The sequence below is a fragment of the Tunturibacter psychrotolerans genome, assembly GCF_040359615.1.
GTDB classification, from domain to species: domain Bacteria; phylum Acidobacteriota; class Terriglobia; order Terriglobales; family Acidobacteriaceae; genus Edaphobacter; species Edaphobacter psychrotolerans.
In genome coordinates this window covers 4667373-4683887 of the sequence record NZ_CP132942.1, presented here as the reverse complement: position 1 = coordinate 4683887, position 16515 = coordinate 4667373, and the positions used below count along the sequence as shown (strand labels likewise).

General features: G+C 58.4%; 11 protein-coding genes. 4 read left to right on the top strand and 7 right to left on the bottom strand.

From position 1 onward, the window contains the following. Nucleotides 1–196 precede the first annotated feature (196 nt). From treY to RBB77_RS19705, 4 genes are all read left to right on the top strand, one after another. Nucleotides 197–2896, top strand: coding sequence for a malto-oligosyltrehalose synthase (gene treY, locus RBB77_RS19720; RefSeq protein WP_353063428.1), 2700 nt, complete (start codon nt 197–199; stop codon nt 2894–2896). Continuing rightward, nucleotides 2889–4649 carry a malto-oligosyltrehalose trehalohydrolase gene (treZ, locus tag RBB77_RS19715; protein ID WP_353063427.1) on the top strand — a complete coding sequence of 587 codons (1761 nt, stop codon included), beginning with the start codon at nt 2889–2891 and terminating at the stop codon, nt 4647–4649. Before treY ends, treZ begins: the two co-directional genes overlap by 8 nt. Nucleotides 4650–4924: 275 nt before the next feature. Beyond that, on the top strand, nt 4925–6097 hold the full coding sequence (locus RBB77_RS19710) for a DUF5666 domain-containing protein (protein WP_353063426.1): 1173 nt from the start codon (nt 4925–4927) through the stop codon (nt 6095–6097). Between the two features lie 40 nt (nt 6098–6137). After that, nucleotides 6138–9089 carry a TonB-dependent receptor gene (locus RBB77_RS19705; protein ID WP_353063425.1) on the top strand — a complete coding sequence of 984 codons (2952 nt, stop codon included), beginning with the start codon at nt 6138–6140 and terminating at the stop codon, nt 9087–9089. Between the two features lie 71 nt (nt 9090–9160). Here the strand turns inward: RBB77_RS19705 and hmgA are convergent, their stop codons facing one another. The 7 genes from hmgA to uraH form a co-directional block, all read right to left on the bottom strand. Beyond that, complete coding sequence (hmgA, locus tag RBB77_RS19700) at nt 9161–10453, bottom strand: homogentisate 1,2-dioxygenase (protein ID WP_353063424.1); 1293 nt, start codon at nt 10451–10453, stop codon at nt 9161–9163. Nucleotides 10454–10567: 114 nt separating this feature from the next. Beyond that, nucleotides 10568–12004, bottom strand: a complete 1437-nt coding sequence (locus tag RBB77_RS19695) for an NAD-dependent succinate-semialdehyde dehydrogenase (RefSeq protein ID WP_353063423.1) — start codon at nt 12002–12004, stop codon at nt 10568–10570. Nucleotides 12005–12017: 13 nt separating this feature from the next. Beyond that, entirely contained in the window at nt 12018–13277 is a 1260-nt protein-coding gene (locus tag RBB77_RS19690) for a M20 family metallo-hydrolase (RefSeq protein ID WP_353063422.1), read from the bottom strand. 50 nt (nt 13278–13327) lie between these two features. Next, the gene (gene allE, locus RBB77_RS19685; RefSeq protein ID WP_353063421.1) at nt 13328–14062 is read right to left on the bottom strand and encodes a (S)-ureidoglycine aminohydrolase; all 735 of its coding nucleotides are present in this window, start codon (nt 14060–14062) and stop codon (nt 13328–13330) included. After that, entirely contained in the window at nt 14055–15305 is a 1251-nt protein-coding gene (locus tag RBB77_RS19680; RefSeq protein WP_353063420.1) for an allantoate amidohydrolase, read from the bottom strand. The genes allE and RBB77_RS19680 overlap by 8 nt, the downstream gene beginning before the upstream one ends. Nucleotides 15306–15323: 18 nt before the next feature. Further along, complete coding sequence (gene pucL / locus RBB77_RS19675; protein WP_353063419.1) at nt 15324–16172, bottom strand: factor-independent urate hydroxylase; 849 nt, start codon at nt 16170–16172, stop codon at nt 15324–15326. A gap of 4 nt (nt 16173–16176) precedes the next feature. Then, entirely contained in the window at nt 16177–16515 is a 339-nt protein-coding gene (gene uraH / locus RBB77_RS19670) for a hydroxyisourate hydrolase (protein ID WP_353063418.1), read from the bottom strand.

Genomic DNA, 16515 nt, shown 5'->3' with positions numbered 1-16515 from the left:
ATCGATCCATCGGTTTGTGGGTATGTTTCTATCGCGATTTGGATCAAGATTTGCGAGCGCGGATTGTTGGCTGAGGATCCAAATGCAACCAACGCGAGGCTTTGCGTCTCTAAGAAGAGACCTGGATCATTTTTTGTGTGGGTGCCTGCGTAATATTTCCTGCCTTGTTTCCTGAACGCCATTTTTTGAACGGTTGATGATGCTACGAATTCCAGGTTCTACTTATAGGCTGCAACTTCATAAAGACTTTACCTTCGACGATGCGGCGAGGATCGCCGATTATTTGCATGAGCTTGGCATCTCGCATGTTTATAGCTCTCCTTATCTGCAGGCTGCGCCGGGGAGCATGCATGGTTATGACGTGGTCAATCATCAGAAGGTGAACGAAGAGTTGGGTGGTGCGGAGGCGCACAGCCGGTTTTGCAAAAAGCTGGGGCAAGCCGGGCTGGGGCAGGTGCTGGACATCGTGCCGAACCACATGTCGCTGGGTAAGGAGAACCAGTTCTGGTGGGATGTGCTCGAGAACGGAACGTCGAGCCGGTATGCCTCGTTCTTCGATATCGACTGGCAGCCGCAGGAGGAGCGGCTGCGGGATAAGGTGCTGGTGCCGATCCTTGGTGATCAGTATGGGCGGGTGTTGCAGGCGGGTGGGATCAAGGTGGTGCGGCGCGGGATCAAGTTTCAGGTGGAGTGTTCGGAGCAGTCGCTGCCGGTGTCGCCGCCATCGTTGCCGGTGATTCTAGGGAAGGCGGCGGAGTATGCGAAGTCAGATACGTTGAGTTTTCTTGCAGCTTCGTTTGGTCGCTTGCCTGCGCCTGAGTACGTGGATCGCCGGACGATTCTGGCTCGGCATCGGGATAAGGTGGTGCTGTTCACTCTGCTGCAACGGTTGTGCGCGGAGGAGCCTGAAATCCTCGTGGCAATGGACCGGTCGATGGCGGAGTTGAATGAGAATTTGGATGCGCTGGATGATTTTTTGAATCAGCAGAACTATCGGTTGGCATATTGGAAGACTGCGGATCAACAGTTGAGCTATAGACGTTTCTTTGATGTGAATACTCTGATTGGACTGCGCGTGGAAAGGGAGTATGTGTTTGAAGAGACGCATGCGCTGCTGTTGGATTGGTTGAAGCGTGGGGTTCTTGATGGTCTGCGGGTGGATCATCCGGATGGGTTGCGTGATCCGATGGAGTACTTCAAACGACTGCGGGAGCGCGCTCCGGATGCGTGGGTGATCGGGGAGAAGATTCTTGAGCCGGGTGAATTTTTGCGCGAGGGCTGGCCGATTCAGGGGACGAGCGGGTATGACTTTCTGAACGTTGCGGCGGGCGTTCTGGTGGCGCCTGAGGGCTTGATGGAGTTGAGTTCGATCTACAGCGGCTTTACGGAACAGCCTACGGACTTTCACGCGATTGCCCATGAGAAGAAGATTAATGTGTCGCAGGAGGCTCTGGGTAGCGATGTGAATCGGCTGACGTCGATCTTTGTGGAGATATGCGAGGCGAATCGCGACCGGCGTGACTACACGAGAGCGGAGGTGAGGCGCGCGATTCGGGAAGTGGCAGCGTGCTTTTCGATCTATCGGACGTATGTGGTGCCGGAGCGCGAGGAGATTACCGAGGAAGATCGAGAGTACATTACGCAGGCGACGGAGTGCGCGAAGGAGAATCGACAGGATATAGATGCAGGGCTCTTTGATTTTCTGCGCGATGTTCTGACGATGGAGGTGAAGGGGAAGCTGGAGAGCGAGTTTTTGATGCGCTTCCAGCAGTTCACCGGACCAGTGATGGCGAAGGGTGTGGAGGATACGGCGTTTTACTGCTTCAACCGGCTGACGGGGATGAATGAGGTTGGTAGCGATCCGGGGCGCAATGGATTGAGCATCGAGGAGTTTCATTCTTACTGCGGCAAGATGCAGGAGACGCATCCGCTGACGATGACTACGCTGTCGACGCACGATACCAAGCGCAGTGATGATGTGAGGGCGCGGCTCGCGGTGTTGTCGGAGATACCGGCGAAATTTGGTGAGGCGATACGGCGCTGGTCGCGAATGAATAACGCGTTTCGGGTGCGAAAACCCTGGGGGGATCCGCTGCCGGATCGTAATACGGAATATTTTTTCTACCAGACTTTGATTGGGGCGTGGCCTTTGCCGATGGATCGCGCGAAGGCATATATGACGAAGGCGGTGCGCGAGGCGAAACAGCAGACGACGTGGGTGGCGAATAACAAGGAGTTTGAAGACGCGCTGAATTTGTTTATTGAATTTACCTATAGCTATGCGCCGTTTCAGCGGGAACTGCAGCAGTTTGTGGAGAGGATTCTGGAGGCGGGCCGTGTGAATTCGCTGGCGCAGACGCTGTTGAAATACACTGCACCGGGTGTGCCGGACCTTTACCAGGGGACGGAGCTGTGGGATCTAAGCCTGGTCGATCCGGACAACAGGCGGCCTGTGGACTATGCACTTCGGCAGCGGTTGCTGGAGGAGTTGAAGCTGATGACTGGAGATGATGCACCGGCAAAGGTGCTGGCAAAGGCCGATGAGGGGTTGCCGAAGATGTGGACGATTCATAAGGCGCTTCAACTGAGACGAGAGAGGCCTGGGTCGTTTGGCGCGGAGGCTGACTACGTTCCGTTGATGGTGGATGGAACGAAGCATGATCACGTGATTGCGTATCTGCGGGGTGAAGATGTGGTGACGGTTGTGCCAAGGCTGACGCTGAAGTTGGGTGGAGCGTGGAAGGATACATCTGTGACTCTGCCGGAAGGACGATGGAGAAATCGGCTGACCAGAGAGAATATTGAAGGTGGTGAAGTCGGGGTGAAGGAGTTGCTCAAGGATTTTCCGGTGGCACTTCTGGCGCGCGAGGACGTGGGGGGGAAGGCTGATGCATGAGTTCAAGGTTTGGGCGCCGGGTGCTCAGAAGATTGGTGTGAAGATTGGCGATGCGACGTATCCGATGAGCGGTCCAAATGAGCATGGATGGTGGACGGCTTCGGTGAAGCAGGCGGGACCGGGAACGGATTATGGATTCGTATTGGGGGATGATCCCAAGGCGTGGCCTGATCCGAGGTCGCAGTGGCAGCCTGATGGAGTGCATGGACTGTCGCGTTTGTATGACCAGGCGACGTTTGCGTGGAGCGATCGGGGCTGGGATGCGATGCCGCTGGCGCGGGCTGTGATCTACGAGTTCCACATTGGAACATTTACGCCGCAGGGGACGTTCGATTCGGCGATTGATAGGCTGGAGTATCTGATTGAGCTTGGCATTACGCATGTGGAACTGATGCCGGTGGCTGCGTTTCCAGGTGGCTACGGATGGGGGTATGACGGGGCATCGTTGTTTGCGGTGACAGAACAGTATGGCGGACCGGATGGGTTGAAGCGGCTGGTGGATGCTTGTCATGAGCGCGGGCTCGCGGTTCTTCTGGATGTTGTCTACAACCACTTTGGACCTGTGGGGAACTACTCCGGAAAGTACGGACCGTACACTACGGAGAGGCATCACACTCCGTGGGGCGGGGCAATCAACTTCGAAGGCGAGGGAAGTGATGAGGTGCGGCGGTTCTTCTGCGACAACGCGCTGATGTGGATGAGGGACTATCACATCGATGGTCTGCGGCTGGATGCGATACATGAGTACGTTGACCGGTCGGCGGTCCACTTTATGGAGCAGCTGTCTTCTGAGGTGAAGGCGTTGTCGAAGGAGCTGGGAAGGCGGCTGGTTCTGATCGCCGAGAGTGATCTGAATGATCCCAGAGTTGTTACCCCTGCGAGAGATGGCGGCTACGGGATGGATGCGCAGTGGAGCGACGATTTCCATCATTCGCTGTTTACGGTGCTTTCGTCGGAGGGTGAGGGTAAGGGCTACTACTCCGATTTCGGAACGCACGAGAAGCTGGCGAAGGCGTTGACCAAGAACTTCGTGCAGGATGGCAGTTATTCGAAGTATCGAAGACGTTCGCATGGACGGCCGGCCGATGATTTGTCGCCGCATCATTTTCTGGGGTACATCCAGAATCACGACCAGGTAGGGAATCGAGCGGTTGGCGACAGGGTGGATCAGACGGTGGGAATCGACCTTGCGAAGGTGGCGGCCGCGCTGGTGTTTACGGCCCCGTTTATCCCGATGATTTTTCAAGGAGAAGAGTTCGCGGCTTCGACACCGTTTCTGTACTTCGCGGATCATGAGGATCCGGAGATGGCAAAGGCAGTAAAGAACGGTCGACGGGGCGAATTCGCTGCGTTTGGATGGAATCCGGAGGACATTCCTGATCCGGAAGATGCGGAGACGTTTCGGCGTTCGAAGCTGAAATGGGATGAGATTCACCAGGGGCGCCATGAAGAGATGCTGGATTGGTATCGCAGGCTCATTCAACTGCGGCGCGAATCTGTGTCGTTGAACGACGGATTGCCTGGGCACGTGAAGGCCAGGTTCGATGAGCGAGGTCGATTGCTTGTGATGGAGCGCGGGGCGGTGGCGGTGATGTGCAATTTTGGGTCGGAGCGGGCGGAGTTTGCTCATCCACGCGATCTCCCCTTGCTGCTTGCTTCGCGGCCGGGAGTCGAGATCAAAGAAGGCTCAGTGATTTTGCCTGCGGAGAGTGTGGCGATTCTGTCAGGGGAGCAAAGCCGCCTGGGTTCTTAGCTTCGCGACGAGTTCGGCGGCGTGGTTGTAACGCTTCGAGCTGATTTTGGTTCTCCCGGAACTTAAGCAGTGGGCGCGGGAGAGCAAAGCGTTTAGCATGGGGCGGTGGGTTTGAATCGGTTCGCTACGGTTTCACCCTTCTTCAAGGCAAAGCTTCTCGATCCCAGGGAAACTTTTGCGTTGCTGGCTCGTCTTCCTTAGTGAATGGCGACTTGGATGAGTAAATTCCAGGCGACCGACGAGAACGTGACGTATTCGGGCTAGAGGAAGTGACCATGTTTAAGATCACTCAGTTTTTTGGGGCGGCGGTATTGGGTGCCGTGATTTCCCCGATGGTGGCATTGTTTGCCTGTTGCGGTGTCTCGGTGGCGCAAACTCCAACAGCTTCCGCACCTGCGGCTGCGCGTCAGATTGGCACCGTGAAGGCAGTGGCGGGAGGTAGTCTGACCCTGACGACTGATGCGGGGCAGGAGGTTGTTGTCAGCGTGGCGGATGGTGCGCGGGTTCTGCAACTGGCCCCGGGTAGTACCGATTTAAAGACGGCACAGACGATTGGCTTGGCGGATATCGCGGTAGGGGATCGTGTGCTGGTGAGTGGTAAGGCGGCCGATGGCGCTGGGTTTACGGCGTCGCGCGTGATTCTGATGAAATCATCGGACATTGCGCAGAAGCATGAAGCGGAACAGGGCGACTGGCAGAAGCGCGGGACTGGTGGCATCGTGAACTCTGTGGATGCTGGCAGCGGTGCGATTACGGTGTCGGTCGGCGCGAAGAAGCTGATTGTGAATACGTCGAGTACGACGAAGTTTCGGCGATATGCGGGCGACTCGGTGAAGTTTGAAGATGCGAAGCCGGGAACGCTGGCGCAGATTCAGGTCGGAGATCAACTGCGGGTACGGGGAGCGAAGTCGGACGATGGATCGTCGATCCAGGCCGAAGAGATTGTCAGTGGGTCGTTTAAGAACGTGGCGGGGCTAATCTCGTCGATTGACGCGGCCAAGGGGACGGTGACCTTGAAGGATCTCGCCACGAAGAAGACAGTGACGGTTCTGATTACTGATAACTCGAGCCTGAAGGCGCTGCCACCGCAGGCTGCGGCGAGGTTTGCGGCGCGGGCCAAGGGCGGGGCCTCGGACGCGGGTGAGGAGTCACACGCTGCGAGCCAGACCAGTGGTTCGCCTGCGGAACGAACGGGCGGTCAGGGGCGGTCTGCTGGAGCGGATCTGTCTCAGCTGGTGAGCCGGCTGCCGAACCAGACGGTTGCGGATCTGAAGACGGGAGATGCGGTGATGATCGTCGCGTCACAGCCGGATTCGACCAGCAGCACGATTACATGTGTGACGTTGCTGTCTGGAGTGGAACCTATTCTTGCGGCAACGCCCAGTGGGGGGCCAGCGTTGACGTTGTCTCCGTGGAGTCTTGGTGGGGGCGACGCCGGCGCGCAGTAGCCGGGGTCCATGAGCGAACGATAAAAGTTTGAGGAGCAGTATGTCATTTCGTGCGGTTCTGAAGTTCGTTGTGTCTTTTCTCATCGCGTTGAGCCCGGTGGTTGCGCGGGCGCAGCAGGTGGGCGCTACGGTGCATGGAACGGTGGCGGATCCTGAAAGTGCTGTGATTCCTGGGGCGACGGTGACGCTTACTCCTGCCTCAGGCAAGGCGTTGGTTACGCAGTCGCAGAGCGATGGAACTTATACGCTGCGTGGGGTTGGTGCGGGAACCTATTCACTGACCGTGACGATGAAGGGGTTCGCTTCCTACGTGAAGCTCGGTGTGAGGATTGCGGCGGGGCAGAATCTGGCGCTGGACGCGCGAATGGCGATTGAGGAGGAGAAGCAGGAGGTCAACGTCAACGCGCAGGGTGGGCAGGTGAGCGTCGACTCCGACAACAATGCCAGCAGTACCGTGATTAAGGGGAAGGACCTGGACGCGCTGTCGGATGATCCTGATGAACTGTCTTCAGAGCTGACTGCGCTGGCGGGGCCGGCTGCGGGCCCGAATGGAGGACAGATTTACGTGGATGGTTTTACCGGCGGACAGCTTCCTCCGAAGTCTTCCATTCGCGAGATTCGCATCAATCAAAATCCTTTTTCGGCGCAGTATGACAAGCTCGGTTATGGGCGGGTTGAGGTTTTTACGAAGCCGGGTACGGATAAGTATCACGGCAATATCAGCGTGCAGGGTGGGGACAATGTGTTCAATACGTCGAATCCATTTTTGGGGGAGTCGAACACGCAGCCGCCGTATTACACGACCTTCATTCTGGGGAGCGTGAGCGGACCTATCAACCGGTTCGCGTCGTTCACGGTGGGTGGATCGCATCGGACGATTCAGGACAACAATATTGTGAATCCGAGCGGGTTTTATGCGAGTTCTGCGACTTCGCTTACGCCTTGTTTGCCCGGGGATCTGACGTGCTCGTATTTTTCTTCTTACCCGGAGTCGGCGCGTGCTTTTTCGCATCCGCAGACGCGCAGTGATGTGGCTCCGCGCGTTGATTTTGCGCTGGGAGAGAAGAACACACTGACGGTGCGCTATCAGTACAACGTGAACGGACAGAACAATAACGGTATTGGGAACACGAATCTTCCCACGGCGGGTTACAACACGGAGTTTACAGAGAATACGGTTCAGATCAGCGATACGCAGATTCTGAGCCCGCGCGTGATCAATGAGACGCGGTTCGAGTATCAGCGGGACTACTCGACGCAGGATCCGTTGAGCACCGATCCGACGTTGTCTGTGCAGGGAATCTTTACGTCGGGTGGATCGAGTCTGGGGACGCAGCAAAGTACCAGCACCCATCTTGAGGTGCAGAACTACAGTTCGATTGCGACGACGAAAAACTTCATTCGGTTTGGTGGGCGGCTGAGAACTACGAATGAATCTCTCTCCTCGAATGCCGGGTCGAACGGGACGTTTACTTACTCTTACTTACTGGATCCTTGTACAGATCCGAATCCCAGCATCAAGAGGCCGAGCAATTGCGCTATTGGTGTGACGGTACCGTGCGCTTCGGCGAATGCGACCATCTCGTCGTACCAGTGCGGGCTGCCGGGGCAGTATGCGACGACGGCGATCAACAAGCTGACGGTGGACGGGCGCGTGACGGATGTTGGGCTGTATGCGGAGGATGACTGGAAGCCGAAGGGGAACCTCACAATTACATACGGTATCCGGTTGGAGGCGCAGAACGTCATTAGTAGCGCGCATGACTTTTCGCCGCGTCTGTCGTTTGCTTACGGAATTCCGCGAAGTGGCGGCAAGTCGCCCACGACGGTGCTGCGAGGTGGATTCGGAATCTTTTACGATCGCTTTACGCTGGCGAATTATCTGACGACGCTGCAGGAGAATGGCTTCAACCAGATCACCTCGACGGTCATTAACCCGGGGAGCGTTTGTACGCCGGTGCCCCCTATCAACTGCGGCAGTCCGACCTCGAACAAGATTACGACTTACGGTCTTGGAGACGGGATACGGAGTTCGTACACGATGCAGGAGGCGGTTGGGGTCGATCAGCAGCTTGGGCGTGCGGCCACGATGTCGGTGAACTACCTCTATGCGCGTGGCGATCATCAGTATTTGAGCAGAAACTTCATCGTCGCCAATGGTTTCGATCAACAGTTTCAGTCTGGCGGGGTCTATAAAGAAAATCAGTTGTTGATCAATGGGAGTGCGCGATTGAAGAAGCTGACGTTGTTTGGCTTTTATTCATTGAACCTTGCGGCTGCCAATACGTCAGGAGCGTCTTTCTTTCCGACCAGCAATACGGACACGAAGGTGGACTATGGACGCGCCTCGTTTGCGCACACAAGCTTCGCGGTGGTGGGCGGGAGCTGGCAGCTTCCTTATGGGTTCTCCGCAAGCCCGTTTGTGATTGCGCAGTCCGGGACGCCTTATAACCTGACGAGCGGGCTCGATCCTACGGGTTCGTCGATTTACAACGCGCGTCCGTTTTTTGAGAATGGGGACAGCGGGAACTGCAAACTTTCGTCCGACTTCAGCGCCACGCAGACGGGTAGTTTGACGCCGGTGCCGATCAACTACTGCTACGGACCTACCAACTTCACGTTCAATCTTCGCGCTTCGCGTGTATTTGGATTCGGGGAGCGGTCTGGCGGGGCTGCAAATTCTACGCAGGGAAGTGGCTCGGGGCGCAACAATGGTCCGGGCGGTGGAGGTCAGGGCGGTGGGGGCCTTCGGGCTGGTGGGCCCGGCGGAGTTCGGGGAGGTTTCGGCCCTCAGGGATCCAGCTCGGGACATAAATATACCTTCACGCTGGGAGCGCAGGCTTTCAACCTGTTCAACGTCGTTCCTTTTGGAACGCCAACAAGCGTTTTGAGTTCGCCGCGATTTGGAGAGTTCACCACGCTGGCGGCGGGGCCGTTCAGCTCAGCAACTGCTGTGCGCCGAATTACGCTGCAGGCTTCGTTCAACTTCTAGTTCGATTGAAGACAGCATAGGCGCGACCTTGGTCTTCGGTCGCGCCTGTGCTGTTTGTGTTGGAGGAGCTTTTACGGCTTGAAGTTTTTCTTCAGGGCCTGCCAGCAGGTGTAGTACTCGCTTTGGCGGGCGGCGGTGTCCATCGCGAACTTTGTGGGACAGCAGACGAAGCGGGTTTCGAACATGAAGGCGAGGGTGCCGTCGAGTTTGACTGGCTTGAGTTCGGCGTTGCTGGCGCGGTCGAAGGTTTCGGCGTCGGGGCCGTGGCCGCTCATGCAGTTATGCAGGCTGGCACCGCCGGGAACGAAGCCTTCGGCTTTTGCGTCGTACTCGCCTTTGACGAGACCCATGAACTCGTTCATGAAGTTGCGATGGAACCATGGTGGACGGAAGGTGTGTTCGGCGACGAGCCAGCGTGGGGGGAAGATGGCGAAGTCGACGTTGGCGGTGCCGGGAATCTCGCTGGGCGAGGTGAGCACGGTGTAGATAGAGGGGTCGGGGTGGTCGAAGCTGACGGAGTTGATGCAGTTGAAGCGCGCGAGGTCGTATTTGCAAGGCGCGTAGTTGCCGTGCCAGGCGACGACGTCGAGTGGTGAGTGGCCAAAGTCGGTGGCCCAGAGATTGCCCTGGAACTTTGCGACGACCTGGAAGGTTCCGTTGTCGCGGTCGTCATAGGCGGCGTGAGGGGTGTGGAAGTCGCGGCTGTTGGCGAGGCCGTTGGCGCCGATTGCTCCGAGTTCGGGGAGGCGAAATTGCGCGCCATAGTTTTCGAGGAGATAGCCACGAGCCTCTGGGTCGAGAAGCTCGACGCGGAATTTGATGCCGCGCGGGACGAGGGCGATTTCCCCGGGAGTGATTTCGAGGATCCCGAGTTCGGTGTGGAGCGTGAGGCGGCCGAGCTGCGGGACGAAGAGAAGTTCGCCGTCGGCGGAGTAGAAGAAGCGGTCGGTCATGCTTTTGGTCGCGGCGTAGATGTGGATGGCGACGCCGGAGTGCATGGAGAGGTCGCCGTTGCCCGCGAGGGTGGTGAGGCCGTCTACAAAGTCGACTGAAGTGGTTGGCAGGGGTAGAGGATCCCAGCGGAGTTGGCTTGGGGTCGTCTCGACTTCGTTGAAGGGGGTGGAGCGGACCATGCCGTTTGCGATGCGCTCGTAGGGTTTGTGCATGACGGAGGGGCGGATGCGGTAGGTCCAGGTGCGGCGATTGAGCAGGCGGGGCGCGGTGAAAGGGCTGCCGCTGAGTTGTTCGGTGTAGAGGCCGAGCGGGGCCTTTTGCGGGCTGTTCTGACCGACTGGGAGGGCACCGGGGTGTGCCTCGGTGGCGAACTCATTGCCGAAGCCGCTGAAGTACTTGAGATGGGGCATGATGATCCTCTTGGTAGAAAATATCTCGGGTCGATGTTTGCTTCGCGACGAGCGAAGAAGGCTTCTTGACGACACAGAAGCTTAGCCGAAAACAGCCGTCTCGTGTTGAGAGAGCTACCGGGTGAGGGAGGGGTCGGCGGTGTCGACCAGATAGGGTTTGGTGGCGGGCTCGTTCGCAGAGGTTGCCGCGGAGATGACGACGGTTTTTGCGTTGAGGAACTCGCGCATGCCTGCGGCAGAGAGCTCGCGGCCGTAGCCGGAGCGTTTGATGCCGCCGAAGGGGAGGCGTGGGTCGCTGGCGACGATCGCGTTGAGGAAGACGCCGCCGCACTGCAGCTCGGAGATGAAGCGCTGTTGTTCGGCGGGCTCGCGAGTCCAGACGGAGGCGCTGAGACCGAAGGGTGTGTCGTTGGCGATCTCGATGGCCTCCTCGGTGTCTTTCGCGCGGAAGAGCATGGCGACGGGGCCGAAGAACTCTTCGCGATAGACCGCGGAGGTGCGTGGAACGCCAGTGAGGACGGTGGGTTCGAAGTAGTTTCCGGTGCCGAGCATGCGTTCGCCGCCGGTGAGGATGCGTGCGCCGGCGTGTGTGGCTGCGTTCACCTGTGCTTCGAGAAGTTCGAGGGCGCGAACGGTCGCGAGAGGACCGATGTCGGTGTCGTCTTTCATGGGATCGCCGACGCGCATGGCTTCCATGCCTGCGACGAAGCGGGATTCGAAGACGTCGTAGATCTCGTCGGCGACGATGAAGCGTTTGGCTGCGATGCAGGATTGTCCGCTGTTGACGCAGCGGGCGCGGACGGCGATTTCGACGGCCATGTCGAGATCGGCAGAGGGCATGACGATGAAGGGATCGCTGCCGCCTAATTCAAGGACGGACTTTTTGATAAGCCAGCCGGCCTGTGCGCCGATGGCTCGACCTGCGGCCTCGCTGCCTGTGACGGTGACGGCGGCAATGCGCTCGTCTCCCAGGACTTTTTCGACCTGAGGAATTTCGAGAAGGAGGTTCTGGAAGGCGCCGCGTGGGAAGCCCGCTCGACGCACGAGGGATTCGATGGCGAGAGCACATTGAGGGACATTTCCGGCATGTTTGAGGAGAGCGACGTTGCCGCCCATCAGTGCGGGAGCGAGGAAACGGAAGACCTGCCAGAAGGGGAAGTTCCACGGCATGACGGCTAAAACGACGCCGATCGGATCCCAACGCACGTAGCTGTAGCTGTCGTCGGTGGGAATGGATTCCGGTGCGAGGATGCGGGCGGCGTGCTCGGCGTAGTAACGGCAGACGCTGGCACATTTGAGGATTTCGAAGTGTGCGGCCTCGATGGGCTTTCCCATCTCCTGGGTGATGAGCGTGGAGAGATCTTCGATCTCGTGTTCGAGAAGGAACGCGAGCTTGCGCATCCAAAGGGCGCGATGCTCGAGCGGCACCTGGCAGTAGGTGGGAAACGATTCGGCGGCGAGAGCGATCTTCTGGCGCGCGGCTTCGTCGGTGAGGGGGTCGAAGCTGCGTAACAGCTTACCAGTGGCGGGATTGATCGATTCGATGGCCATGCTGAGTGCAGAGTTACTCCGACGCTAGTTTAGCAAGGGCTGAGGCAAGCACCTCTACCCCGAGAGTGGTATCCGATGGAGTGGCGTATTCGTCCGGTCTGTGGCTTACGCCGTTGCGGCACGGGATGAAGATCATGGCGATGGGTGCGATGCGGGCCATGAAGAGGGAGTCGTGATAGGCGCGGCTGACCATCTTTTTGTAGGGGATTTTTTGGTCGGCGCAGGTCTGTTCGAGGAGTTCGACGATATGGGGCGAGGATTGTGCAGGGGCGTCGGCGTTGACTAACTCTTCGGTAATTGTGACTTTGCGGCGCAGGCGTAGTTCTTCGCAGTCGCGGCGGAGGGCTTGCATGACGGATTCGCGGCGGGCGGGGTCGGTGTCGCGGATGTCGAGTTGTAGGACGACGCGGCTGGGAACACTGTTGACCGCGCCGGGATGCACGTCGCAGGTGCCGATGGTAGCGACGGTGTCGATGGCTCCGGTGGCGTGGGCGTGCTTCTCGACGGAGAGAATGAGTTCAGCGGCGGCACAGAGGGCGTCTTTGCGATCGGGCATCAGAAGCGCTCCTGCGTGGCCGCCGAAGCCGGTGATGGTGAAGCGATATCCTGCGGGCGCTGCGATGCTGGTGACGAGGCCTAGTGGGATGCCTTCGCGTTCCAGGAGGGGGCCTTGTTCGATGTGGAGTTCGAGCCAGGCGTGGTAGTGGTTCGACGGAAGCTGCACCGAGGCGAGGGAACCGGAGAAGCCTGCGGTCGCACGAACGGTGGCTAGTGTCGCTTCATCTTTGTCCTGCATGGCGTCGGCTCGGCTGGGATCGAGAGTTCCGGAGATGAGTCTGCTGCCGAGACAGCCGATGCCGAAGCGGGTGGGCTCCTCGGAGGTGAACATGACGAGCTCGATGGAGCGACGGGGTTGCAAGCCGCCGCGCTTGAGCGCTCGCATGGCTTCGAGGCCGCCGAGGACTCCGACGGTGCCGTCGTACATGCCGGCGTGAGGGATGGCGTCGGTGTGGGATCCGGTGGCGACGGCAGGGAGTTCCGGCTCTGTGCCCGGCCAGCGGATGAAGATGTTGCCTACAGCGTCGTCGTGGACTTCGAAGCCTTCGGCGGCGGCTAGTTCTTTCAGCCAGGCGCGGGCGCGGAGGTCATCTGCAGAGAAGACGATGCGGGTGACGGAGGTGCCGTTGCTGACGGGCTCGGCGTGGGTGAAGGTGGCGAGGGTTTGGAGTTCGCTTATCAGCCGCGCCTGGTTGATCTGGATCTGGTGTGTCAAAACTTTTCGCCTCGGGTTGCGTGGGATTTGTCGCGGATCTGTCGCGAAATTCAGGCCAGTGGGTGACGGTTCCAGTCTTTGTAGATGAGGTATTTGGCGGGGTGTTTTCCGATGGCGCCAAACCATTGCGGACAGTAGGGTCCCATCCAGATGAAGTCGCCTGCGGTGACTGGGTACCAACTGTTGCCGAGGCGGTAGATGCCACCGCCTTCGAGCATCAACAGGCCGTGCTCCATGATGTGGACTTCCACCATGCTGAGCGCGGCGCCGGGTTGATAGGTCATTGTGTTGACGGCGAAGTCGAAGGATGGCGAGCCGGGCAGGAGGCTGCGAACCTGAACGTCGGGGTCGTCGTTGAGCGGGACCGAGAGTGTTTTGTCTTCGTGGCCTACGAAGGTCTCTGGTGCCGGAGCAGATGCGATTGTTTCGTAGGGCTTTTCGATGACGACGAGTCGTGTGGGCTGCTGTGCGGTGAGGGTGTGTGTGGCGTCCTCGGGGATGTAAGCAAATCCGCCGGGGATCAGTGTGTGGAAGCTGGTATCGGTTGCGAGATCGGCTGCGCCTTCGAGCGCATAGATAAAACGTTGGTTCGACGTTGATCCGAGCTTGCCGCCGGGCTCGAGCTCTGCTGTGTACTGGGTGAAGGCTGCGCCGCCTGCGGGTGAGATGTGAACGACGGCGGCGGCGCGCTCCATGCCTGGCAGCACTGTGCGGACGAAGGTGTCCGGCGTGTGGAGAAGATGATCGCGCTGATTGGTGCTGCGAGTGTGTCCCAGATTATGCATGGTCGTCTTTGGTTTTATCATCACTCAACTGTTCGAGGAACTCCATTGCTGTTGCGAGGGCGGCCTCTACGTCCTGTGGAAGCACGGCTTCGTCGGGATGATGGCTGAGACCTCCGGGGCTGCGGAGAAAGAGCATGGCGGAGGGAATGGTTGGGGCAAGAATCATTGCGTCATGGCCGGCGCCACTGGTCATCCTGCTGTGGGGAAAGCCGAGTTTCGACGCGGCGTTGTGCAGTATGGTCGTCAGGTGCGGATCGAGCGGTACGGCGGGCTGATCCATCTCGATCTGTGTTGAGACTTTTATGCCGCGTTTAGCGGCGAATGAGGTTGCACTGTCGATCAGCGCAGTCACGGCGGCGTGGCGCGTTTCGTCCTTAGCGTGGCGCACATCGAGCGACGTCCGCACTCTTCCGGCGATTACGTTTCCAGCGCCAGGGGAAGCTTCTAACTTCCCAACGGTTGCGACGAGGCCTTTGTGGGAGATGGCGTACTCTTCGACGGCGACGATCCATTTGGCGGCTGCGGCCATCGCGTCGTGTCGCAGGTGCATGGGCGTAGTTCCTGCGTGATTTGCCTGTCCGTCAAAGATGAACTGCATTCGGGTCTGTCCTACGAGAGCCTCGACTACTCCCAGTGAGGCATCTTCGTTCTCGAGTACGGGACCCTGTTCAATGTGAAACTCGAGATACGCGAAGACATCTTTAGATAAAACTGCGGCAGGAAGATGCGCAGGATCGAGGCCGTAGTGCGCGATCGCGTCGGCCACGCTGATGCCATCTTGATCTGTGCGCTTCAGTGCTTCGTCATCCAATCTTCCGACAACTGCGAGGCTGCCGAGGAATGGCTTGGTGAAGCGGACGCCCTCCTCTTCTGAAAAGCCGATGACTTCGATGGAGAACGGAAGTTGACGCCCCTGCAACTCTTCGATAACGGCGATACCAAGGACGACTCCGAGGATTCCATCGAAGGCTCCAGCGTTGGGGACAGTGTCCAGGTGCGACCCGATGATGATGCGCGGTGCATTGGAAGCGGAAGATTGCAACAGTCCGCGAATGTTGCCGATGGCATCAATTTGGACCGTCATTTCGGCCGCTTCCATCCACTGGCGAAGCGATGTGTGAACGGCGTGCATCGGAGGGGTTAGGAAACGGCGTGTGATCTCGCCCGGGACTTCGGTGAATGCGGCAATCTCCCGGCAGCGGGCTATGATCCGAGTGGCGCGATCTATATTTGTTACTGGCATAGGTGCTTATTTGACGATTTAGGATTTGCGACGAACGCGAGCTTCGATGTATCCATGCGGCTCGTCGGTGGGAACGAAGATCTCGTTGGGATTGTCCTGGCCGAAGCGGGAGAGGTCGACGAGGAGGCAGTGTTTGTTTGGCATCGTGATTTCGATCTCGTCGATTTCTGGTACGTCTTCGAGCGCGCTTGCGGCCATCGCGTAGAGAGTTTGCTGCACGGACTTGCTGTCGTGGTTGGCGAAGGTGCGGAGCATGGTCTCTCGAATTTTTATGCGAACGGCTTCGAAGTCGAGGGTAGCGGAGGTATATTGCCACTCGGCGCGGACTGCGGTTCCGAAGAGGCGATCCTTGGTCTCGGGCAGAGTGGTGAGCGAGTCCTTGATGTAGCCTTCGAAGCTGGAGTGCGCGGTCTTGAGCAGGACGAGATTGTCGAGGCCCGAGAGGATAAGGAAGCTCCCGCTCTGTGTGCGCTCTACGTTGGTCGTTTGAAGTTCACCGCTGCCGCGCATGAAGGCGCTGGGATGAGGGTTGCCGTCAACGGTGAGATGCTTCCACATGGTGCTTTCGATGCTGACCGAAGCGGATGAGACCTGCGGATTGTGCCCTAAGAGGAAGTCAACGAGTTCTTTGGCGAAGTCCTCCATCGAGGTTGCTTGGGAGGTTCGGGCAAGAGAGTAGACGGTGTTCTTCATGGTGTCCGTCGACAGAATTTTGCTGTTGTCGCCGTCAAGGTGGGCGCTATCGAAGGCTCCCTTTAGAAGTACCTGAACGGTCCACTCGCGCAGTTCGTGGCCGTGGGAGTGACGGGTCACCTTCATCAAGCGGACGCGGGATTTTCCGTAACGATTTTGAGCCAGCTCAATCATCGGGTCAGCTTCCTCGGTAGGTGGTGTAGCCGTTCGCGGTCAAGAGCAGAGGGATGTGGTAGTGCTGCTCACCTTCGGATACGGTGAAGACAATTTCGACGTAGGGATAAAGGCCGTGTAGCTGGTGTTGTTTGTAGTAAACAAGGGTTTCAAAGTGGATACGATAGATGCCCGGTCGCAAGACGTCTGCTTCGGGCAGAAGATGTTTGCAGCGACCGTCTTCGTCGGTGGTTGCTTCTTTCAGTGTGAACCACTCTTCGTTCGTTATGCGGGCGAGAGTTATTGGAACGCCCGCGGCTGGCCTGCCAAGCGATGTGTCGAGGATGTGCGTGGAGATGCCCAT

Bases quoted from the DNA above. Each gene is read 5' to 3' on its own strand.
- treY (WP_353063428.1), top strand. From the start codon at position 197: ATGATGCTACGAATTCCAGGTTCTACTTATAGGCTGCAACTTCATAAA.
- treZ (WP_353063427.1), top strand. From the start codon at position 2,889: ATGCATGAGTTCAAGGTTTGGGCGCCGGGTGCTCAGAAGATTGGTGTG.
- RBB77_RS19710 (WP_353063426.1), top strand. From the start codon at position 4,925: ATGTTTAAGATCACTCAGTTTTTTGGGGCGGCGGTATTGGGTGCCGTG.
- RBB77_RS19705 (WP_353063425.1), top strand. From the start codon at position 6,138: ATGTCATTTCGTGCGGTTCTGAAGTTCGTTGTGTCTTTTCTCATCGCG.
- hmgA (WP_353063424.1), bottom strand. From the start codon at position 10,453: ATGCCCCATCTCAAGTACTTCAGCGGCTTCGGCAATGAGTTCGCCACC.
- RBB77_RS19695 (WP_353063423.1), bottom strand. From the start codon at position 12,004: ATGGCCATCGAATCGATCAATCCCGCCACTGGTAAGCTGTTACGCAGC.
- allE (WP_353063421.1), bottom strand. From the start codon at position 14,062: ATGCATAATCTGGGACACACTCGCAGCACCAATCAGCGCGATCATCTT.
- RBB77_RS19680 (WP_353063420.1), bottom strand. From the start codon at position 15,305: ATGCCAGTAACAAATATAGATCGCGCCACTCGGATCATAGCCCGCTGC.
- pucL (WP_353063419.1), bottom strand. From the start codon at position 16,172: ATGATTGAGCTGGCTCAAAATCGTTACGGAAAATCCCGCGTCCGCTTG.
- uraH (WP_353063418.1), bottom strand. From the start codon at position 16,515: ATGGGCATCTCCACGCACATCCTCGACACATCGCTTGGCAGGCCAGCC.